This is a genomic window from Caulobacter henricii, from assembly GCF_001414055.1.
GTDB lineage: Bacteria > Pseudomonadota > Alphaproteobacteria > Caulobacterales > Caulobacteraceae > Caulobacter > Caulobacter henricii.
The window spans coordinates 1,599,339-1,621,179 of the sequence record NZ_CP013002.1 but is presented as its reverse complement, the minus strand read 5'-3'; the positions used below and the strand labels follow the sequence as shown (position 1 = coordinate 1,621,179).

Sequence of the window (21,841 nt, the reverse complement as noted above, 5' to 3'; positions counted from 1 at the left end):
CTGCAATGCCCCTCTCCTCCCCGTTGCGGCTTTGCGCGACAAGCAGTCCCGCCGCGTTGCCGGGGGTCTTTCAACCAGATTACGATCGTGACCGGGTCTCGATCGGCATTGTGCACCTGGGTCCCGGCGCATTTCACAGAGCGCATCAGGCTTTCTACTTCGATCAGTTGCTGGCGCAGGACCCGCGATGGGGCATCTGCGCCGTGTCCCTGAAGAGCACCGGCGTTCGCGACGCCCTGGCACCGCAGAATGGCCTGTACACCCTCGCCCAACTCGATGATCAAACCACTTTCCGGATCGTGGGGTCGATTGTGGAGGTGCTGGTTGCGCCAGAGGATCCGCCGGCCGTCTTTGCGCGTCTGGCTTCCCCCATGACCAGGATGGTCACCCTGACGGTGACAGAAAAGGGCTACTGCCTGTCTCAGGAGGGCAGCCTTGACCAAGCCCATCCGGATATTCGTCATGACCTAGCCAACCCGCGAGACCCCGTCAGCGCCATTGGTTATCTGGTCGAAGGCTTGCGTCGTCGCTTCCTGGCCGGCCTTCCGCCCTATGCCGTCGTCGCCTGCGACAATCTGGCGGACAACGGCTGGCGGCTAAAAGCGGCGGTCATCGCCTTCGCGACCAAGGTCGATTCCGAACTCGCCGCCTGGATTGACGTCAATGGCTGCTTCCCACGGACCATGGTCGATAGCATTACGCCCGCCACGGATGACGCCTTGCGAGAGCGCACCGTAGCGGCAACCGGACTTGACGACGCTTGGCCTGTTCAGCGCGAAGCCTTTACCCAATGGGTGATCGAAGACGTACTGGGCCCGCACGCGCCAGACCTCGCCAGCGTCGGGGTCACCCTGACCGATGATGTCCGAGGCTTTGAACGTGCCAAGTTGCGCCTTCTGAACGGCGTTCATTCTACTCTCGCCTATGCGGGAATTCTGCGCGGCCATGTCACCGTCTTCGAGGCGATGAACGACCCTATCTTGGCCAAACTGGCCGAGGATATGATGGCCCTGGATATCATTCCCACCTTGATTGCTCCGCGGGGCCTTGATCTTGGGCTGTATGCCGAGGCGATCCTGAAGCGCTTCCGCAATCCAGAGATCCGCCATCTGCTGGCCCAGATCGCCTGGGACGGCTCCCAGAAGCTGCCGTTCAGAATCCTGGGAACAATCGCCGATGCGCTGGACGCAGGGCATTCGGTCGAACGCTTGGCTATTCCACTGGCGGCCTGGATGCATTTCGTGAGGCGGCAGGCGGCTGCCGGAACGGCCATCATCGATCCCTTGGCCGACCAACTCGTTGCTGTCGCTAAATCCTGCTCCAACGAGACCCAAGCTGACGTTGCGGCGTTTCTGGCCCTGAACACCGTTTTTCCGGCAGATCTGCAGAGTAATGAGGCCTTTGTCGCAGCTATCGAAAAGGCCTATTCGGCCCTGACCTAACCGGAGCTAGCGCGTCACACCTTGGCCAGTCAGGACAGGCAGGACAGTTCTCGCCAGGATCATGAGATCGAACCCGAACGAGCGGCGCGCCAAGTATTCTGCATCGAGCGCAACCTTGTCTGGAATGGACAGTTCGTCGCGACCGTTGATTTGAGCCCAGCCCGTTACGCCCGGCCGCAAGCTGTCGACTCCTGCCTGCCGTCGCGCAGCAATCAGATCGTCTTGATTGAAAAGGGCGGGCCTTGGTCCAACCAGACTCATATGGCCGACAAATACGCTCCAGAGTTGCGGCAACTCATCAAGGCTAAGCCGACGAAGGGTCGCGCCAATAGGCGTCAGCCAATGATCCGGATCCGCAAGCAGGTGCGTCGCGACCTCAGGCGTGTCGGTCCGCATGGTGCGGAACTTCGGCATTACAAACAGCGTGGAGCAGCGCCCTACCCGTTGCGACCAGTAGAGCGCCGGCCCTGGAGACGTCAGCCTGACTAAAACCCAAAGCACAAGCAACGGCACCAGCAAGACCATTAGCCCTGCACAAGATGCCGCCACGTCGAAAGCGCGCTTCAACATCCGACAGAGACTACGCCAGATCGCCGGTCGCAGCATCCAGCAACAAATAGGCCCGGCCAGCATCCGAAGACAGCAGAGCGGCGACCAGGAAGCCTTCGCGGTCCTGCCCGCCGGCTTCATCGATCATGCCCGCATATCGCTTCAGGAACCGCTCGGCATTGGCCCGAAGGGTTGCGTCCGAGAACAGGCGCCGTACCAGCCGTCGAATGGCAGCGGGCGCCAGTCGCTTCACGACTTCACGCGCACCCGAAGCATCACGAGTCTGGATAGCGGCCGCGATTTCGTCGATCCGGCCGCGAGGCAGAAGTGCATGAGGATCAATGCCCATCGCTGAAATCTCAGCGGCCAGTTTTTCGCCTAGAGCCGCATCGCCCGGCGAGCTGTTCTCTATGCCCGAGAGCAAGGATCGCCACGACCAGTTTTGGCCCTCAGGCCCATCCTGGACGGGGGGAGCAGCGCGGCCGCCAGCATTGTCGAACACCGATCGGAACTCATCGTCCGTAGCCGTAGGCGTGAGACGCAGGCGAGGCCGAGCCCCTGGATCATCCGCGAGCAGGTCATCGTCAGGATCCATACCCGCGCTCGGCATAGTCGGAGCTGGCGGCGGGACGGATTTCGAGCGGGAGACCTGCGCTGGAGCCGTTCGTGCGGGGGTCGGTCCTCCCATTGCCGCAGCGGCTTCACTGAGGGCGTCATAGTTGCGACGCACACGATCCTGGAAGGCTTGATCGATCGCCGCCGTCTCTTCCGCCGTGCGGCGGGCTGCGGCCATCAATTCTGCGATGCCTTTTTCGATCGACGCCCGAACCTCGACGGCTTTCTGCATGGCTTCGACAGGCATTTCGGCCGTGCGCTGCCCAACCTCGTCGAGCATGGCTTCCAGTTCACCCAGGGTGCCACGTGCTGTCAGGACCGCTTCAGCCAGTTTCTGGGCGGTGCGGGCTCCGGCCTGTTCCACCATTTGAGCGGACTGCTCGATCAGATCTCGCGCTTCTTCCATGCGCGACTCGAAGACGGTGTCGGCCTTCTGACCTGCAGCAAAGGCGATCTCGTTCAACTGGTCCACGCGACCGCGCGCCGACTCGACGCGTGCATCAACACCCTCGCTGGCCTTGAGTGCTGCAGCCGCAAGGGCCTCCATGGCCTGCTTCAGTTCGATCTCCAGCCCTTCGCGCTGGCCTGCTGCGGCATCCGAAATGGCGGTGAGCACCTTGTTGGTCTCATCGACCAAGCCGTCCCGCTCCGCCTTCGCCGTCTCCGCCATGTCCTTGAACTGCTCTGACGCAGCCGCAATCAGGCCACGCAAAACCTCCGCCCCCATTGCCGCAACGTCGCTGAGCTCGGTCGCGCTGACACGGGTATAGGAAACGAATTCCGTGAGCTGTGCGGTTCGTGTCTCCGACTCCGCAGCGAAATCTTCCTGCTCCGATCTCAGGGACTGGCTGGCGGCGACCAGAGCCGCCCTTTGCTGCGCCAGATTCTTTTCAACAGAACTCATCTGGTCGCCAAGGCCCTGTCCCGCCGTCTCAAGGCGGGCGATCTGACGCGAGATATCCTCTGCGCCGACCCGGGCCGCATCAGAAGCTTCCGCTGCCGCAGCGGCGAGATCTGCCGCGCGGGCCGCAAGAGCGGCCTCGGCCTCACGCAACTGGGTTTCCGCCAGATCGGAAGCCTCCGCCACCATGCGGGCCTGACTCCCGATGGCATCCACAACGGCCGTAGAACGCGCATCCAGCATGACCGACAGGGTCTCAAGGGCCTGACGCTCATGACCCAGACCTTGGGAAAGCTGATTGGCCATGCGGGCAGAATCCGCAGCCGCCTCTGCCAATCGCGCGGTCTCCTCAGCGAGCGACTGGCGCAGTGACAGGATACGCTCCCGCGCCTGTGTCGCAGCGATGGTCGCGCCGTCGATCTGACTGCGGATCGCTTCTACGGCCCCGGCTGCACCGGCCGCCGCCAGGACGGCGGGCGTAACCAGGCGATCGGTCATGGTCCGGTTGCGGCGCAACTCCGCCGAAACACCCTGAGCCTGCCGCAGAAGATAAGCGCCCAGAAGAGTGAGCAGCGCCGGGCCAACGGCCAAGCCTGCGAATACCGCAAGCGCAAAGCCTTCAACCTTTAGCGCAGGAACACCCTGGGCATAGCCCAGAGCGAAAGCCAGGGGAGCCAGGGCCCAAAGGGCGGCAGCCGCAACGGCAAAAGTCCAGAACAGCGCCGCCGGCATAGGACGTCGTTCGGCAGGCTCCGCTCGATCGAAAGCACCGGCAGAGGCGGCCAGATCAAGAGGCGCATCCGCACGTTCGGCCTTGACCGGCGTTGCATCATAACCGGGCTCGAGCACCGGCGCGGGCGGCTGGGCAGCACTGGTGGCCAGTGACATCGGCGCGAGCGACGGCGCTTCATCTGCCAAGGGCGACTGTGCGACTCTGCCACGGCGTGAGGCCGCTCGTGCGCGCGGCGAGGAGGGCTCTGGCGCAGGCAGGTCCAGGTCCAGGTCGGCTGCACCCATGGGGGCATCGACCGGCATGGCAATGCTCTCCTCCGGCTCCTCAGGAGCTGGGGATTCTGGCGCGGAGATTTGATCCTCTGCGGACGCCTCCACAGGAACGGCGGAGAAATCGAGCGGTTGGCGCTTCTTAGGCTTCATACACAGCCAGGGTCCCAAGGCGGTCAGCGAAGGGCAAAGACAATCAACGCGCGCCCTGCCCCTATATCGCGTAGAGAATGAACCTAGCGGCGAAAAGCCCGCGCGCAAAGCGGCTTCGGTTGAGTTTTAGGGTTACACGTCGTCGCGGAGCGATCCAGGGCCCGTTCCCGTCATCGAACCCGCTGAGGCATCCGGAACGGCCGCCCTCGGAACCTTCAGTCCTTCACGCGGCGTCCGAGAGACTGTCCGTTCTGGCCTGGTGCTGATCCGGGGATCAGCCTTGATGTCTATGCCCAGATGGCTCAACGCCATGGCTGATAGCCAGACGACGACAACTGCCAGCAATTCCGCAAGGACGCTCATGGTCAACCCACCGTGCGATAGCGGTGTTATGCGATGAATCCAGTCCTGGGCCGAGTGAACTTTTGGTCATGCACACCGGGACCGGTGCCACTCAAGCTGACAGCGCCTCCAGAATTCCAATGCTTGCCCCCTCGGCCTCCACTGCCTAGGTCGCCAGGAAGCAAGTCCGCGCTGGCTCGATCCAGGGTGGATCGGACTTTTTCTGTTTGCGGACCCCTGTTTTGGCCCCTACCCAGCTTGAACCGATCGCGCCCAGCGCTTTGCCGGAAACATTCATGACCGAGATCTCGCCGGCCCGCTTGACCCATCTCCAGCGCCTCGAGGCAGAGAGCATTCACATCCTGCGCGAAGTCGCAGCGGAATGCGATCGCCCGGTAATGCTGTACTCGATTGGCAAGGACAGCGCTGTGATGCTGCATCTGGCGGCCAAGGCCTTCTTCCCGTCGCGGCCGCCCTTTCCGCTCCTGCACATCGACACCACCTGGAAGTTTCAGGCGATGTATGCCCAACGCGACAAGGTTGCGACAGACCTGGGTTTCGACCTGCTGGTCCACAAGAACCCGGAAGCCGAGGCCAAGGGCATCAATCCCTTTGACCACGGCAGCGCCCTGCACACCGACATGTGGAAGACCGAGGGCCTGAAGCAGGCATTGGCCAAACACGGTTTCGATGCTGCCTTTGGCGGCGCGCGCCGCGATGAAGAAAAGAGCCGCGCCAAGGAGCGCATCATCTCCTTCCGGTCAGCCGAGCAGCGATGGGATCCGAAGAACCAGCGGCCCGAACTCTGGAAGCTCTACAATACGCGAAAGCACCCCGGTGAAAGCCTGCGTGCATTTCCGATCTCCAACTGGACCGAACTCGACGTCTGGCAATACATCCATCTGGAAAACATCCCGATCGTGCCGCTCTATTTCGCGGCGGAACGGCCGGTGGTCGAGCGCGATGGCGCGTTGATCATGGTGGATGACGATCGGTTCCCCCTGCGCCCCGGCGAAACCCCGACGATGAGGAGCGTGAGGTTCCGCACCCTGGGCTGCTACCCTCTGACCGGTGCTGTTGAAAGCACGGCCTCAACCCTGCCCCAGATCATCCAGGAAATGCTGCTGGCGACCACGAGCGAGCGGCAAGGCCGCGTCATCGACCATGACCAATCCGCGTCGATGGAGAAGAAAAAGCAGGAGGGCTATTTCTGATGGGTAAGGTGTACACGCCCTCCGACCTGATCGCGGACGACATCGACGCCTATCTGGTCGCACACCAGCACAAGTCGCTGCTTCGCTTCATCACCTGCGGCAGCGTCGACGACGGCAAATCCACCCTGATCGGCCGGCTGCTCTATGACAGCAAAATGATCTTCGAGGATCAGCTTGCGGCCCTTGAGGCAGACTCAAGACGGGTCGGCACCCAGGGCGGGGCGATCGACTTCGCCCTTCTTGTGGATGGCCTGGCCGCCGAGCGCGAACAAGGCATCACGATTGACGTCGCCTATCGCTTCTTTGCGACCGACAAGCGCAAGTTCATCGTCGCCGATACGCCGGGCCATGAGCAATACACGCGCAACATGGTCACGGGGGCATCGACCGCAGAGGCGGCGATCATCCTGATCGATGCCCGCAAGGGCGTACTGACCCAGACTCGCCGCCACGCCTATCTGGTTAGCCTGCTCGGCATCCGCCACATCGTGCTGGCAGTGAACAAGATGGATCTGATCGGCTGGGACCAGCCGCGCTACGACGCCATCGTGTCGGACTTTCGCGCTTTCGCGGATCAAATCGGTCTTTCTGTCTTCACCCCCATCCCGATCTCGGGCCTGGGCGGAGACAACATCGCCAGCCAAAGCGTTGATACGCCATGGTTCAAGGGTCCAATCCTGATGGACTGGCTGGAGACCATTCAGGTCGAAGATGATCTGCAAGCCAAACCGTTCCGCATGCCTGTCCAATGGGTCAATCGACCGAATCTCGATTTCCGCGGCTTCTCCGGGCTGATTGCGTCCGGCGTCGTCAAGCCAGGCGATCGCGTGCGTGTCCTGCCGTCGGGCCAGGAAAGCACCATCGACCGCATCGTCACGCTGCCTGACGACCTCCCGCAAGCTGTAGCCGGTCAGTCCGTGACCCTGACCCTGTGCGACGAGATCGATATCTCCCGTGGCGACCTGATCGTGGCGGCGGCAGCCCCCTGCCCGGTCGCCGGGCAGTTCGAGGCGACCGTTGTGTGGCTGGACGAGGACCCCCTGCCTCCAGGACGGGCCTATCTGTTGAAGATCGGCACTCGGACCGTGGGGGCTTCCGTCACCGAGATAAAGCACCGGGTGAACGTCAATACGCTGGAACGGACGGCCGCCAAGCGGCTGGCCCTGAACGAAATCGGTCTGGTCAATCTGTCGCTCGATCAACCGGTGCCCTTCGAGACCTATGCGGATAACCGCGAACTGGGCGGATTCATCCTGATTGACCGGATCAGCAACCGTACGGTCGGTGCCGGCATGCTGAACTTCGCGCTGCGAAGGGCAGATAACATTCACTGGCAACATACGGACGTCACGAAACAATCTCGCGCTGCACTAAAGAGCCAGCGCGGTCAGGTTGTTTGGCTTACCGGCCTTTCGGGCGCAGGGAAATCGACCATCGCCAATCTGGTCGAGAAGCGACTGCACGCCCTGGGTCGCCACACCTACCTTCTTGACGGCGACAATGTCCGTCACGGTCTCAACAAGAACCTGGGCTTCACGGAAGAAGACCGGGTAGAGAACATCCGCCGGGTGGCGGAGGTGGCCAAGCTCATGGTCGATGCGGGCTTGATCGTACTGACGGCCTTCATCTCGCCGTTCCGCGCTGAGCGGCGAATGGCGCGCGAGATCCTCGAGGACGGTGAGTTCATCGAGGTCTTTGTAGACACCCCGCTCGCCGTGGCTGAAGCCCGCGACGTCAAGGGCCTCTATGCCAAGGCGCGCGCCGGTCAGCTAAAGAACTTCACAGGCATCGACAGTCCCTACGAAGCGCCCGAGGCACCCGAATTGCGCATCGACACCACTAGCATGAGCCCGGTTGAAGCGGCCGAACGGATCGTCGAATGGCTTGAAGGGCAGGAAAACGACTACACCATCTGAACGCGCCCGGTGCGGCGGTTAAGGGCAATGGCTCCAACCAGGCCCAAGGCTGCCATAACCGCCATGGCCAGATAGCCAAAGGCGTTGCTGGCATCGAACAATGGACCGGCAAGCAGGGTGGCAATGCCCAGCGTGAAGCCGCCGGACAATGCCGAGTTAAGCGCCTGTGCGGCCGAAGCGTTGGCGGGCGGGGTCAGCTTTTCGATCAGTCGCAAGGAGGCCAGAAAGCTCGCGGCAAAGGTCAGGGCATGGAGGCCCTGTAGCGGGAACAGCAGCCACAGCGGCGGAGAGAATGCATAGGCCAGCCAACGCAGGACCGCCGCGATCCCCCCGAGGATCATCAGCTTCTCGGGTCCGATGCGGCGGCGCCATGGCTCCAGGAACCACATGAACGCCACCTCTGCCGCGACGCCGACACCCCACAATAGCCCAATGACCGGCTCGGAAATGCCCTGCCCGCGCCAGAGGATTGTAGAAAACCCATAGTAGAAGGCATGAGCCCCTTGGATCAGGCCCGCTGTGACCACAGCCAGCAGGAAGTTGCGGTCCTTCAGCAGCGCTCCGAGGCCCTTCCAGCGATCAGCGCCGATGGGTTTGGCCCCATCGGTGTGGACGGGGTCCGCCGGAATGACCAGACGGGCCGCCACGGCCGTCAGAAAGGCTGAAGCCGCGATCCATACTGGAATGACCGTTGGCACCGCCACAGTCAGGACGACGCCCATGATCAGGTTGGCGACAATGAAAGCGGTCGACCCCGTCCCGCGGGGCAGGCCGTAGTTGAACGATTCAGCGCGCGCCCTTCGCAAGGCCATGACGTCGACCAGCGGTGAGACCGTCGAAAGCAGGGTCTGGCCAATGAACCATGCGATCGCAAGACCCAGCGCGCCAGGCGCGATCAGCAGGGCGGCATAGCCCAGGCCCGCACCCAGCGACAAAAGGATCATCGGCGAGCGGCGCAGGGTGAACCCGTCAGCCCATACCGCCAGAGCCGGCCCGGTGAATGGCCGGGCCAACATCGGAATGGCAAGGATCAAGCCGATCGCCGCGCCACTCATCCCGCGATCGCGCAGATAGGTGCCGATGTAAGGCAGGCTCACACCGGTCCCGAGATACATCGCGACGTAGAAGATACTCAGCCGCGTCAGGCTACTCATCGGCCAAGGTCGCCCGAACGGCCGGCATACCTGACGCCCATGAAGATCACGCCTCTTCGGCTCCCCCAAAGCGGCCTGCCCACTCGGCGATCATGTCCTCGTCAATCTTCCTGAACAAAACCTCAGGCGCACGGACCGTCAAACCGACCGGAAGAGACGAGAGCTCATGCCTTGCATCGCTGGTGGGCCAGGCGGCCGGCAAAGACAGCGAGAAGGCTTCGGCGATCTTTTCTGAGGCAAACGGGATGAAGGGCGAAGAAATTTTCGCGTAAAGCGCAGCCAGGTTGAGCGCTGTTCTGACAATCACAGCGGCTCGATCGCGATCTGTCTTGATCGCCGTCCAGGGCGCGGCCTCTTGCAGATACTCGTTGCCGACCACCCAAAGGGCCCTGAGCGCCTGGGCGCTCTTGCGAACCTCGATGGCGTCCATCTGTTCGGCAAGATCCGTGAGGCGCGCGGATACGTCGGCGAAGAGCTTCTCTTCCAGGGGTCCAGGCGTGCCACCTTCAGGCACGACTCCGTCGAACTTGCCTTCGGTGAACTTCAGGATGCGATTGATGAAGTTACCGAGCACATCGGCCAGATCGCGGTTCACGGCGCTGGCAAACATCTCCCACGTAAACGCGGTATCGCTGCTCTCAGGCGCGTTCGACGTCAGATACCAGCGCCAGAAGTCGGGTGGCAGGATTTCCAGAGCCGCGTCCATGAACACGCCGCGCTTGTTGCTGGTCGAGAACTTGCCGCCATACCAGTTGAGCCAGTTGAAGGCTTTGAGCATGTCGACGCTCTTCCATGGCTCTTCCGAGCCCAGGATGGTCGCCGGGAAACTGACGGTGTGGAAGGCGACATTGTCCTTGCCCATGAACTCGACATAGCGAACATCGGCTGCACCTTCGTCGGTCCGCCACCAGCGCTTCCAGTCGCGGCCCTCTTCGGCGTCGGCCCACTCCTGGGTCGCGGCGATGTATTCGATGGGGGCATCAAACCAGACATAGAAGACCTTGCCCTCCATGCCCGGGCGTGGCCCGCCGTCCTTGACCACGGGCACGCCCCAAGCCAGGTCGCGGGTGATGCCGCGATCAATAAGGCCCTCATCCAGATGCTTGTAGGCGATCGACTTGGCCAGCTGCGGCCATTCGGCGTGGCTGTCGACCCAGGCCCGGATCTTGTCGGCCATCTTGGTCTGCAGAAGATAGAGATGGCGGGTGTCGCGCACCTCCAGGTTCCGCGAGCCCGAGATCACCGAATAGGCGTTCTTCAGGTCGGTTGGATCCAGCAGGTTGCCGCAGTTGTCGCACTGGTCGCCACGCGCCTTGTCGAAGCCGCAGTGCGGGCAGGTGCCCTCGATATAGCGGTCGGGCAGGAAGCGCTTGTCGTCGATGGAATAGACCATCTGGTCGACGCGTTCCTCGATCAGGCCATTGGCCTCCAGCACTTCGGCAAAGTGTTGCGTAAGCTTGCGGTTCTGCGGCGAGGATGACCGACCAAACCAGTCCCAGGACAGGCCAAAAGCTTCCGCCACGTCGCGCTGCAGGACGTGCTGTTCGGCGCAGTAGGTCTCCACGTCCTGGCTGGCGGCGGCGGCGGCCAGTTCAGCCGGAGTTCCGTGTTCGTCTGTCGCGCAGATATAGAGCGTTTCGTGACCCCGGGCCCGCTGGAAGCGCGCGTAGACATCCGCCGGCAGCATGGATCCTGCCAGATTGCCCAGGTGCTTGATGCCGTTGATGTACGGCAAGGCGGAAGTGATCAGGATACGAGCCATGAGGCGGAAATCTTCCGGGGGAGTCGGGGATCAAGGAAACAGGCGTTCGCATATAGAAGGGCGGGCCGCGAAACAAAAGCGCCGGACCGTTGACCAAACAAAGTTATGCAGGCTCCCTGCCTCTGGGGAGAACCGGAGACACTGATCCGGCATCGTGGGAGGTTGACCTGTGAAGACCATAAACTGGCTGGGCTGGGTTGCGGCCCTTGTCGTCGGGCAAGTCATCGGCATTCTCTGGTATGGCATTCTCCTCAGTGCCGCCTGGATGAAGGCGATGGGGATGACGGAAGCGGACTTCGTCGGGACCGAATGGCGAATGGGCCTTGGGATCCTCAATATGGCGATCATCCTGATCGGTCTGGACTGGCTGATCCGTCGGCTGGAGGCACGCACCTGGCTAGGCGGTGCCAAGGTTGGTCTGGCCGCTTGCGTGTTCTTTGACCTGACGGTGGTCGCGCTGGACTATGTCTATGCGGCAGGAAATCTGTCTCTGTTTTGGATCGACGGGGGCTACCAGTTGCTGACCTACACCTTGGGCGGAGCCCTGCTCGGCGGATTGAAGCTGAAGCCGCGCGCCGGTTGAGAAGGCCGCCCCCAGACGATAGCTACGGAATGCCACTTACGACCCCTTAGTGACGATACGGGACCATCGCATGTCAGGCCACCTCGGTTCCCTCAACTCGAGCCTGGCCATGGTAGAATGCAGCGCCGGTCAAAGTCGCTCAGCGCAGCAAACCACTAGACTGGGAGATCGTTCTGAACTTGCCGAAGGTCAGGGTTTCGACACCAAAGCCTAGGTAGCAGTTGCCAAGGGCATGGCAGCCCGACTAGAGAGTAGCCCGTGCGTGGGTGTGTTCCGACAACAGTCGCGCGACAGCCTGAAAACACCAATGTTTTCAAAGATGCCGGTTTAGCTCAGCTGGTAGAGCAGCGGTTTTGTAAACCGAAGGTCGCGGGTTCGATTCCTGCAACCGGCACCAATTTTTTCAATAGATAAGACCGTAGCCTGAAGTTGGGTCATCCGATCGGCCCACACCTAGGTTACAGCACCGTGGGTTAAGAACGGCCAGCGGTCACGGCTCTCCTTCGTGAGAGGCTGGAAGACAATCGGATTGCTGAAGCGCCCCCGCTAGGGGCAACTGCATATCTCCGATCGACCCTGAGAGCGCGCGGGGTCTCAATGGACGCCTCTCCCGCCAATGCTGGCGTCAGGTCGGCCCTCCCACTTGTTCGCCAGCCGGGCCGCGCAGGCCGTCCACCGAGCACTTGATCGGCCGGCCGCCCTTGGGCGTAACCCCTTGGGCGGCCCGAACACTCGGTGCCCCTCTAGGTTTGCGCGGATCGTTGAGAGCCCCCTGCATGCCGATAGAGGGCCGGCAGGACCAGCAGCGTCAGCAGGGTCGAGGAGATGATCCCGCCGATCACCACGGTCGCCAGCGGCCGTTGAACTTCAGCGCCGGCACCGACATTGAACGCCATCGGCACAAAGCCCAGGCTGGCGACCAGGGCCGTCATCAGCACCGGCCGCAGCCGGCTCAGAGCGCCCTCAGAGATTGCCTCCTCGATGGACCGGCCCTCCGCTAGCAGGCTGCGGATGAAGCTGACCATGACCACGCCGTTGAGCACCGCCACACCCGACAACGCGATGAAGCCGATGCCCGCCGAGATCGACAGCGGCAGGCCGCGCAGGAGCAGCGCCGCGACGCCGCCGGTGAGGGCCAGGGGCACACCGGAGAACACGATGGCGGCGTCCTTCACCGATCTGAACAGAGCGAACAGCAGGCCGAAGATCAGCAGTAGCGCGGCCGGTACGACCAGCTGGAGCCGTTTGGCCGCCGAGATCAGCTGTTCGAACGTGCCGCCGTAGCTGACCCAATAGCCGGTGGGGATTTCCACCTCGGTGCCAACCTTCTGCTGGACCTCGGTGATGAACGAGCCGAGGTCGCGACCGCGCACATTGGCGGTAATGACAACCCGGCGTTTGCCATCCTCGCGGCTGATCTGGTTTGGGCCGATGACCGTCTCGACCTTGGCCACGTCCTGGAGCGGTACGAAGCCACGCGACCCGTCAGAGGCCTGCGGCAGCGGGACGCGAAGCCGGCCAACACCATCGACATCGCGGCGAATCGCCTCCGGGAGTCGAACGACAACGTCGAAACGACGGTCGCCTTCGAAGACCTGGCCCACCACCGCGCCGCCGATCGAGGTGGCGACGACCTCCTGCAAGTCCTGCACGTTCAGACCCAGTCGGGCCAGGGCGGCGCGATCTGGAGTGATCTGCAAGACCGGCAGACCGGTCACCTGTTCGACACCGACGTCCTGAGCGCCCTCGATGCCCTCGACCACGCTGCCAACGCTTTCGCCGATTTCGAGTAGCTGGTCGAGGTCGTCGCCGAAGACCTTTACGGCCACGTCGGCGCGTACGCCCGACAGCAGTTCATTGAACCGCATCTGGATCGGCTGGGTGAACTCGTAGTTGTTGCCCGGGATGGTGGCCACGGCCGCCTGGAGTTCGGCCACCAGTTGGGCACGTGGCTTACGCGGATCGGGCCAGTCCTTGCGGTCCTTCAGCATGATGAAGGTGTCGGCAACGCTGGGCGGCATGGGATCGGTGGCGACCTCAGCGGTACCTATCTTGGCCACCACGCGCTCGACCTCCGGCATCTGCTTGATCCGCGCCTCCAGGGCCGTTTGCATGCGGATGGCTTGGGTGAGGCTGGTGCCGGGGATGCGCAGGGCGTGCATGGCGATATCCCCCTCGTCGAGATTGGGCACGAACTCCGAGCCCATCCGGCTGGCGGCGAAGCCTGCGAGCACCACCAGAGCGACCGCACCGGCCACAATGGCAATGCGCAGGCGCAGCGCCAGAGCCAAGGCTGGTTCATAGAGTCGGCGCGCGCTTCGCATGACGCGGCTTTCCTTCTCCTCAACCCTGCCGGTGACGAAGGTCGCCACGGCGGCGGGAACGAAGGTCAGCGACAGAACCAGGGCGGCCGTAAGGGAGATGACCACGGTGATGGCCATCGGGTGGAACATCTTCCCCTCAACCCCGGTCAGGGCGAAGATCGGCACATAGACGAGCGTGATGATCAGCACGCCAAACAGCGACGGCTTGATCACTTCGCCGGTCGCGGAGGCGGTCAGGGCGAAGCGCTCCTCCTTGCTGAGCAGGCGGCCCAGACGATGCTGGGCCTCGCCGAACCGGCGAAGGCAATTTTCGACGATGATCACCGCGCCATCAACAATCAGGCCAAAGTCCAGAGCCCCCAGACTCATCAGATTGCCCGACACCCGGCTCTGCACCATGCCGGTTATGGTCATCAGCATGGAGAAGGGAATGATCGCTGCCGTGATCAGCGCCGCGCGGATGTTGCCGAGCAGCAGAAACAGCACGACGATCACTAGCAGAGCGCCCTCGGCCAGGTTTTTTTCGACCGTGCGAATGGCGCGATCGACCAGTTCGGTGCGGTCATAGACCGGTCTGGCCATGACGCCGGCCGGCAAAGACTTGGCGGCCTGCTCCAGACGCAGCGCCGCAGCGCGGGCGACGGTGCGGCTGTTTTCGCCAACCAGCATGAAGACCGTGCCCAGCACCACTTCCTGGCCGTTCTCGGTCGCGGCCCCGGTGCGAAGCTCCTCGCCCAGACCGACATCGGCCACGTCACCGATGCGGATCGGCGCGCCGCCGCGATTGACGATGATCGTGCCGCGCAGGTCTTCAACGCCGCTGGCCTGACCGGGAACGCGAACCAGATACTGCTCGCCGTAGCGCTCGATATAGCCGGCCCCGACATTGCTGTTGTTGGTGGACAGGGCGTCAGTGACGTCGGCCATGGTCAGGCCATAGGCCGACAAGCGTTCAGGCAGAGGCGTGACATGGTACTGCCGCTCGAAACCACCGATGGTGTTGACCTCGGTGACGCCGGGTGTGTTTCGCAGCTGTGGCCGGATCACCCAGTCCTGCAGGGTGCGCAGGTCTTCAGGCGTATAGGCCTTACCGTCGGGACGGCGCGCACCGGGCTTGGCCTCGACCGTGTACATGAAGATTTCGCCCAGGCCCGTCGCGATCGGGCCAAGCTCGGGCGTCAGGCTAGTCGGCAATTGTGCGCGTGCAGCCTGCAGCCGCTCATTGACCAGTTGCCGCGCAAAATAGATGTCCGTCCCGTCCTTGAAGACAACGGTGACCTGGCTGAGGCCATAGCGCGACACCGAGCGGGTGTATTCCAGACCTGGAAGGCCGGCGATGGCTGTCTCGATCGGGAAGGTGATGCGTTGTTCAGCTTCCAGGGGCGAGAAGCCGGGTGCCTCGGTGTTGATCTGCACCTGGACATTGGTGATGTCGGGGGTGGCGTCGATCGGCAGGCGCTGGAAGCTCCAGACTCCGACAATCGACGAGACGATGACGAGCGCCAGGACGATCCATCGAAGCCGGATTGACAGCGCGATGATGCGGTCAAGCATGGTTGCGCGCTCCTAGTGGTCGTGGCTCGCGCCGGACTTTTCGATGTCCGCGCGGATCAGGAAGGCACCATCGGCGACATATTCGGTTCCAGGCTCAAGTCCGCCCAGGACTTCTGTCCATTCCGGCGTCTGGCGGCCCAGTTCCAGCATCCGCACCTCGTAGGTGTCTCCCACCTTGGCGAAGACGACCGTGAAGTCTCGGAAGCGCTGGAGGGACTTGGTGCGAACCGCCAGCGGAACCCGGCTGGACGCGACCTGGAATGAGCCTTCGACGCCCATGCCCGGCCGGAACGCGGCTGAGCCCTCCGGCAGATGGACGTGCGCCAGAAGGGTCTGGCTGGCCAGGTCCGCTGTCGGCAGCACGGCTTCGACCCGCGCCATCAGCTTGGTGTCGCTCGCCAGGCTGCGAACCTGCACGGGCTGTCCTACACGCACCTTTTCGGCATCGCGCGGATAGACGAAGAACTCGGCGTGCAGCTTGGTCGGATCGGCGATCACAAAGATCGCCCTCTCGCCGGCCACATCGCCGACATTGAGGTTCTTCTCAACGATGACTCCGCTGATCGGCGCGAAGATCGAATAGGTCTGCAGACTCTCGCTGGACTCTACGCGCGCCAGCAACTGCCCCTTGCGAACCTGGGTCCCCAGTTCGCCACGCAGGCTCATGACCCGTCCCGGATACCAGGCACGGACCTCGCTTTTTCCCTCGGGCGTGATCTCAACGCGCCCCGCCATGTCGACCAGTTCGGCGACATCGGCCGCCCCGGCGATCTCAGTCTTCACGCCCCCGGCCTTGGCAGCCTGGGCGCTGATTGTGGTTCGGCCTTCGTAGGACGCATAGGTCCACTGATGGCTTTGACCGCCTTGGCTGGCGCGCACCTTCACGTCGAAAGAGTGGGGCTCATGCACCACGCCCGCCCCGCGCAGATAGTCATCCTGCGGCGTGAAGTGGAACCTATCAACCTTGCCGCCCAGGCGGGTCAGTTCGACCGACAGCTCTACCTGACGCGGGTCGACCAGCTTGTCCTTGCGATAGGCGTAGACATGGAATTCCGGGTCGACCCCGTCTTCGAAAATGGTCATCTCGATGGCCAGATCGCCGGCGCGCAGCATTCGGCCACGATGCGGGCCACGTTCGAAGTCGCCGGCCTTGGCGGCGTGCCCTTCGGCCTCGGCGGAGGGCTTGGCACCATCGCCACACGCGGAGAGCAACAAGCTACCGGCCATCAGCAGGGCAAGGCGCACTGACGCGCGCCGGGTGTAAACACGGTTCATCGGACAGTCTCCGAAGCGGGAATAAGGGCCGCGTGGCGGCCGGTCAGGCGGGCCAGCAGGGCGCGGTCGGTGTGGAAGGCCTTGAGGGCGTCGAGCCGTCGGCTTCTGGCGTCGATCAGGACCTGCTGGGCCTCGATGACGTCGAGATAGCTGAAGCCGCCCCGGTTGAACCCTTCGCGAACCAGAGCAATGGTGCGTTCGGCGGCAGGCAGTACTTCCGCCTCGATTCGACGGGCTTCACTGGCCCGTGCGGTCAGGTCGGCCTGAAGCTTGGCAATCTGCCGCTCGCGCAGGACCTTGCCGGTCAGCAGGTCTGTGTCGGCCGCCGTGCGTTCGGCCTGGGCGCGCTCGATGGCTCCGCGATTGGTGTCGTAGCGCGCGAGAGGGATCGACCCACCGACCACGACGGCCACGTCGCGGCCTTCGTTCAGATAGCGCAGACCTGCGCGCCAGGTCGGGTCCTGAACGGCTTTGGTTTCTTCCACGCGAACCCGCGCCGTCGCGGTCTGTCGCTCGGCGTCGAGCAGAGCCAGGTCCACGGGGGAAGCCTCGCCAGCGATCTCCCGAGCGGCCGAGGTGTCTTCTAACGCGGCGGCGTCGATCTCGAAATCCACGCCGTCGTTCCAATAGCCGGCCAAGGTCCGCCGGGCGGTGTCGGCAGCCAGCTGAGCTTGCGACAAGGCGATCCTCGCCTCGGCAACCTGAGCTTCGGCACGGGCACCGGCAAACAGCGGGTCACGGGCCATTTTCACCCGGCGATCAACTTCAGCCTGGGCGCGCTCGGCGATGTCCAGGCGCGTTCGCGCCAGGCGAGCCTGGGCCTCAGCCGCCAGGGCTTCGACCCACGCCAGTTCGACCTCCTTGAAGAGGTCCAGCACCTTGGTCTGATGGCGCAGGCGGACCAGGTCGATCTCGGTTCGCGCCAGGGCAGTCCGGGCCTCTCGCTTGCCGCCGCGTTCCAGGGTCTGCTGGTAGTAGAAAGTGGCCTGGGCGCGATCGACGAGGGAATAGGGGCCGGTTCCGGTCAGATCTTCGAGCTCGACGCCGAGGACTGGATTGGCGCGAACGTCGGCTTGCCGCGCCCCGGCGTCTGCGGCCTTGATACGGGCCTCTGCGGCGGCCCGAGTGGGATCAGCCTGAGCGGCTCTGGCGAGCGCCTGGTTCAGGGCAAGGGATTGGGCTTGCGCCGTGAAGGGCAGCGCGGCGGCGATCGCCGACGCGAGCAGCCATGATCGCGCGAGGCGACCGTGGTTAGGACGGGACATGGATTTCTCTCGAACGGATGCTGGCGCGGCCGTGGGCCGCGTCGGTCAGGCGACGTGTTCGAGGCGGGTCTTGGGAGGGCGCTTCTGCGGCGACGGATCAGCACTGGCGAGCGATGTTTCCCGGCTGGACCAGGGAATGACCGAGGCAATCCAGGGGCTTGCAGCAGACATCACGGTCACGAGGCCTAGAAGCGAAGGGCCATCGTGATGGTGGTGAGCGCCTTGCGAGGGGGAAGGATCACGATCGTCCTCAACGACGAGCGAAGCCATATCGGTCGTTTCGCCATCGTGATGATCCTCGACCAAATGACGGTCATGATCGCGTTCGTGATCTACCAAATCGGCGGCAAGCGGACCGGCGAAGGCGTTAGCTGCATGGGCCTTACCGTTCGCGTGCAAGGCCCGATCCACCATGGCGACGGGTGCCTGAACCACGAGCATAGCGATCAGCATCACGGCCAGAGCCGTCACGCCTTTCGCAAGCCGTTTGTTCAGATGTTGGAGCAAAAATCCCTCGATGGACTCGTGTGAAGCGACATAGTCGTCGCAAGCTCTGCTTAGATCAATGCGTCAACGTCACCGCAGGATCGCGCTCCCAGCCTGCCCGGCCAGGAACAGTGCTCACCGCAAACCCATGTCGCGCAGCTGCTGGTGCGTTAGAATGCTCCTGCAGAGTCCTTCCAATCCCGTCGCAGCCATCCGTCGAACCATCCCCAGGCCCGAGCGGAGGCGATTGCAAAACTCGGACTGGCACAGAAATAGACCTGCCCCGGGTCGTTTGTGGTCAAGTCAATCGACCCATATTGGGGGTGGGTCGGCCCTTCCAACTGCAACGGATTGGGCATTGCTGACTTCTGACGCGCCGCCTCAGCCAGCCAAAATCTCAGCTACGGGACTTGCAGCTGCGCGTCCGTTCCATCGCCTATCAACAGACGACCGCCCAAAGCGAGGGAACGGTCCGCGATCCGGTCCAGTATGGCCAGCGCCTGCGACCCCGAGGCCAATGACGGCATGCCCCGCGTCGCCAAGTCGTCCGGCCCTGCCCTGCCGATCTCATTGAGGCGGATCGGGACCAACCTGACAGACCGGCAACGTCGCGCGCTGAACTCACACTCGACAAGCACGCCTTCCCAGGCCTCGGGCGGATAGGCACCGGGCGGTTTCTCGGTCTGGAAGATGAAGTTGCCAAGGCCGTAAATCACAGGCGCGCCGCGATAGACCTCCATCCCTTGGAGCAAGGGCGCGCCGTGACCGACAAACACACTGGCACCGGCATCAACACAGCGCCGAGCGAAGACCCTTTGCCAGTCGGGAACCCTCGCCATGTCCGGCTCCCAGTCGTGATTGTGCTGGTAGGCGATGACCACGTCTGCCCGGCGCGCCGCGTCCGACAGGGCGTCCAGCACCCGGGTCGCATCGGCCGCCGCGACTTGACCGCTGGCGTCGCGGCGCACCTCATTGACGCCGGGGCGCGTGGGCGTCGCTGCCCCACCCTCCCGCACCTTGCCGGTGGCGCAGGCGACCAGCGCCACGGTGCCATGTGGCGTCTGGTGATAGGCCGGTGCCGTGGCCCCGGCCAGATCATTGCCCGTCCCGGCCGAAGGCAGGCCTGCAGCCCGCAGCGCTGCCAGGGTGTCGAGGATCCCGCCCGTGCCCAGGTCGAAGGCGTGATTATTGGCGGTGGCGGCCAGGGTGACGTTCATCGCCTTGAGCGTCTCGATCACCTCAGGACCGGCGGCGTGTAGCGTCAGAAGCTCCCGTGTCGGCGCGCCGGCTCGCGGCCCCCGGATCACCGTTTCCAGATTGGTGAATCCGGCGTCGGCGCTCGCCAGCCGCGCAGCCAGGTCCAGACGTCCGGGCCAGGAGCCAGCAAGGACGTCATGTTCGATCAGCGCCTGACCCAACAGGGTCACCTTCAGGCTCGATGCGGCGGCCATGCCGGGCGAGACCGACCCTACCAGCGCAGACGCGGTCGCCGTCGCCAAGAAATCTCTGCGATGCATGCTCGGGGCTCCCGGATCTTAAAGACCATAAGAGACCGGATGAAAGGCGACTAGGTCATGCCTTTGACGAATGGCCCGATGCCCTGCCGCTATGCGGTTGTAAGGCGACGAGCCGCCTGCAAGGCTCATTCGAACGGGGGACTTTCGACCATGACGACTGAAGATCCGCGCGAGCCGGCCGCTGGCCGGGGGCCGCGCCTGCTTGATCGCATTGAAAAGATCGGCGACGCCCTTCCCGATCCGGTCCTAATCTTCGCCTTCTGCATTGCCATCCTGATGTTCGTTTCAGTGATCGCCAGCGCAGGAGGATGGAGCGCGGTCAATCCGGTCACCGGCGCGCATCTGAAGACCCAGAGCTTGCTGTCAGAAGCCAATCTGGCCAAACTTCTTGTCGACATGCCCGACACCCTCACCGGCTTCCCGCCCTTGGGTCTGGTGCTGGTCGTCATGCTGGGCGCAGCGGTCGCCGAGCGCACCGGCCTGTTCGGTGCCCTGCTGGGTGACGCGGTCCGCAAGCTGCCGCGCAAGGTCCTGACCCCGGCAATCTTCGTGATCGGCCTGATGTCGCATCATGCCTCAGACGCCGCCTATGTCGTGCTGATCCCCCTGTCCGCCCTGATCTATGCCGAGAGCGGGCGTCATCCCCTGGCCGGGATCGCTATCGCCTATGCCGGCATCTCCGGTGCCTTCGCCGGCAATATCGTGCCTGGACAGTTCGACGTGCTGATCCTCGGGATCACAGAACCGGCCGCCAGGCTGATCGACCCCAACTTCGTGATGAACCCACTGGGCAACTGGTGGTTCACCCTGTCGATCGGGATTTTGTTTACGCCCATCGCCTGGTTCGTGACCGACAGGATCGTCGAGCCGCGCCTGGGCCCGTGGCGCCCCGACGAGGCGGCCATGGCGCAGGCTGGGGTCAGCCTGGACGCGCTGGGCGAGCCCCAGCGTCGCGGCCTGCGCCGCGCCGGGATCGCCGCCCTGGTGATCATCGCCCTGTTTGCCGCCCTGACCCTGTGGCCGGGCTTCACACCGCTGTTTGACGAAGAGGCCGTCGGCCCGCGAAGGATGACGCCCTTCTACCAGTCCCTGATCGCGGCGTTCATGTTGTTGTTCCTGACCAGCGGCTGGGCCTATGGCTCTGCGACCGGTGCGATCCGCTCCCACCGCGACGTGGTGTCGATGATGGGTCAGGGCATGAAGGACATGGCCCCCTATCTGGTCCTGGCCTTCTTCGCCGCCCACTTCGTGGCAATGTTCGGCTGGTCAAAGCTAGGGCCGGTGCTGGCGGTCAAGGGCGCAGAGGTGCTGCAGGGGGTCGGACTGCCCAAACCGGCGCTGCTGGTCTCCTTGTTGGCCATGTCCTCTGGGCTGGATCTGGTGATCGGCTCGGCCTCGGCCAAATGGAGCGCCATGGCACCGGTGGTCGTACCGATGATGATGCTGTTGGGGATCTCGCCGGAGATGACCACCGCCGCCTATCGGATGGGCGACTCGATCTTCAACATCGTCACGCCCTTGGCTTCCAACTTCCCGCTGGTTCTGATCTTGTGCCAGCGATGGCGACCAAACTTCGGTGTCGGCTCGATGATCGCGCTGATGTTGCCCTACTGCCTGGGCTTCATGGCCGGGGGCGTTTTGCTGGTGCTGGTCTTCGTCGGGTTCAAGCTGCCGGTCGGGCCTGGGGCTTCCGGAGTCTATACCCTGCCGCCCGCCGCCAGCGCACCGATTACGCCCTAGCTCGGCGACGAAATCCTGCAGACCGGCCAACCGCGCCTTTCAAAAGG

14 protein-coding genes and 1 tRNA gene are annotated in these 21,841 nt (G+C 63.6%); 7 read left to right on the top strand and 8 right to left on the bottom strand.

The features are described from left to right. Positions 1 to 5: 5 nt before the first annotated feature. Positions 6 to 1,442 carry a mannitol dehydrogenase family protein gene (locus AQ619_RS07480; protein ID WP_378109148.1) on the top strand — a complete coding sequence of 479 codons (1,437 nt, stop codon included), beginning with the start codon at positions 6 to 8 and terminating at the stop codon, positions 1,440 to 1,442. Positions 1,443 to 1,448: 6 nt separating this feature from the next. Here AQ619_RS07480 and AQ619_RS07475 read toward each other — a convergent pair whose 3' ends face one another. Together AQ619_RS07475 and AQ619_RS07470 are read right to left on the bottom strand one after the other, a co-directional pair. Next, entirely contained in the window at positions 1,449 to 2,009 is a 561-nt protein-coding gene (locus AQ619_RS07475) for a sugar transferase (protein ID WP_062151382.1), read from the bottom strand. A 13-nt stretch (positions 2,010 to 2,022) separates the two neighbouring features. Next, positions 2,023 to 4,542: a coiled-coil domain-containing protein gene (locus AQ619_RS07470; protein ID WP_335338048.1), complete on the bottom strand. Its 2,520-nt coding sequence runs from the start codon at positions 4,540 to 4,542 to the stop codon at positions 2,023 to 2,025. A 704-nt stretch (positions 4,543 to 5,246) separates the two neighbouring features. Between AQ619_RS07470 and cysD the strand changes: the two genes are divergently transcribed. Together cysD and cysN are read left to right on the top strand one after the other, a co-directional pair. Continuing rightward, positions 5,247 to 6,218 (top strand): sulfate adenylyltransferase subunit CysD, encoded by a 972-nt coding sequence (gene cysD, locus AQ619_RS07465; RefSeq protein ID WP_378109149.1) that lies wholly within the window; start codon positions 5,247 to 5,249, stop codon positions 6,216 to 6,218. Further along, positions 6,218 to 8,134, top strand: coding sequence for a sulfate adenylyltransferase subunit CysN (gene cysN, locus AQ619_RS07460; protein WP_062145980.1), 1,917 nt, complete (start codon positions 6,218 to 6,220; stop codon positions 8,132 to 8,134). The genes cysD and cysN overlap by 1 nt, the downstream gene beginning before the upstream one ends. Here the strand turns inward: cysN and AQ619_RS07455 are convergent. Together AQ619_RS07455 and metG are read right to left on the bottom strand one after the other, a co-directional pair. Further along, positions 8,122 to 9,288 carry an MFS transporter gene (locus AQ619_RS07455; RefSeq protein WP_062145978.1) on the bottom strand — a complete coding sequence of 389 codons (1,167 nt, stop codon included), beginning with the start codon at positions 9,286 to 9,288 and terminating at the stop codon, positions 8,122 to 8,124. The genes cysN and AQ619_RS07455 overlap by 13 nt on opposite strands. 46 nt (positions 9,289 to 9,334) lie before the next feature. Beyond that, complete coding sequence (metG, locus tag AQ619_RS07450) at positions 9,335 to 11,050, bottom strand: methionine--tRNA ligase (protein WP_062145976.1); 1,716 nt, start codon at positions 11,048 to 11,050, stop codon at positions 9,335 to 9,337. Between the two features lie 169 nt (positions 11,051 to 11,219). Between metG and AQ619_RS07445 the strand changes: the two genes are divergently transcribed. Then, positions 11,220 to 11,633, top strand: coding sequence for a DUF1761 domain-containing protein (locus tag AQ619_RS07445; RefSeq protein ID WP_062145975.1), 414 nt, complete (start codon positions 11,220 to 11,222; stop codon positions 11,631 to 11,633). A gap of 321 nt (positions 11,634 to 11,954) precedes the next feature. Further along, positions 11,955 to 12,030, top strand: a tRNA-Thr gene (locus AQ619_RS07440). A 346-nt stretch (positions 12,031 to 12,376) separates the two neighbouring features. Here AQ619_RS07440 and AQ619_RS07435 read toward each other — a convergent pair. From AQ619_RS07435 to AQ619_RS07425, 3 genes are read right to left on the bottom strand one after another with little or no spacing between them, the layout of a single operon-like run. Beyond that, on the bottom strand, positions 12,377 to 15,511 hold the full coding sequence (locus AQ619_RS07435) for an efflux RND transporter permease subunit (RefSeq protein WP_062145972.1): 3,135 nt from the start codon (positions 15,509 to 15,511) through the stop codon (positions 12,377 to 12,379). A 12-nt stretch (positions 15,512 to 15,523) separates the two neighbouring features. Further along, the gene (locus AQ619_RS07430; RefSeq protein ID WP_062145970.1) at positions 15,524 to 16,786 is read right to left on the bottom strand and encodes an efflux RND transporter periplasmic adaptor subunit; all 1,263 of its coding nucleotides are present in this window, start codon (positions 16,784 to 16,786) and stop codon (positions 15,524 to 15,526) included. Continuing rightward, on the bottom strand, positions 16,783 to 18,051 hold the full coding sequence (locus tag AQ619_RS07425; protein ID WP_062145968.1) for a TolC family protein: 1,269 nt from the start codon (positions 18,049 to 18,051) through the stop codon (positions 16,783 to 16,785). The genes AQ619_RS07430 and AQ619_RS07425 overlap by 4 nt, the downstream gene beginning before the upstream one ends. 207 nt (positions 18,052 to 18,258) lie before the next feature. Between AQ619_RS07425 and AQ619_RS07420 the strand changes: the two genes are divergently transcribed. Further along, entirely contained in the window at positions 18,259 to 18,582 is a 324-nt protein-coding gene (locus AQ619_RS07420) for a hypothetical protein (RefSeq protein ID WP_062145966.1), read from the top strand. A gap of 356 nt (positions 18,583 to 18,938) precedes the next feature. Here AQ619_RS07420 and AQ619_RS07415 read toward each other — a convergent pair whose 3' ends face one another. After that, positions 18,939 to 20,054, bottom strand: a complete 1,116-nt coding sequence (locus AQ619_RS07415) for a CapA family protein (RefSeq protein WP_062145964.1) — start codon at positions 20,052 to 20,054, stop codon at positions 18,939 to 18,941. A 150-nt stretch (positions 20,055 to 20,204) separates the two neighbouring features. Here AQ619_RS07415 and AQ619_RS07410 point away from each other — a divergent pair, with 150 nt between their 5' ends. Then, positions 20,205 to 21,794, top strand: coding sequence for an AbgT family transporter (locus tag AQ619_RS07410; RefSeq protein ID WP_062145962.1), 1,590 nt, complete (start codon positions 20,205 to 20,207; stop codon positions 21,792 to 21,794). Positions 21,795 to 21,841: the final 47 nt, after the last annotated feature.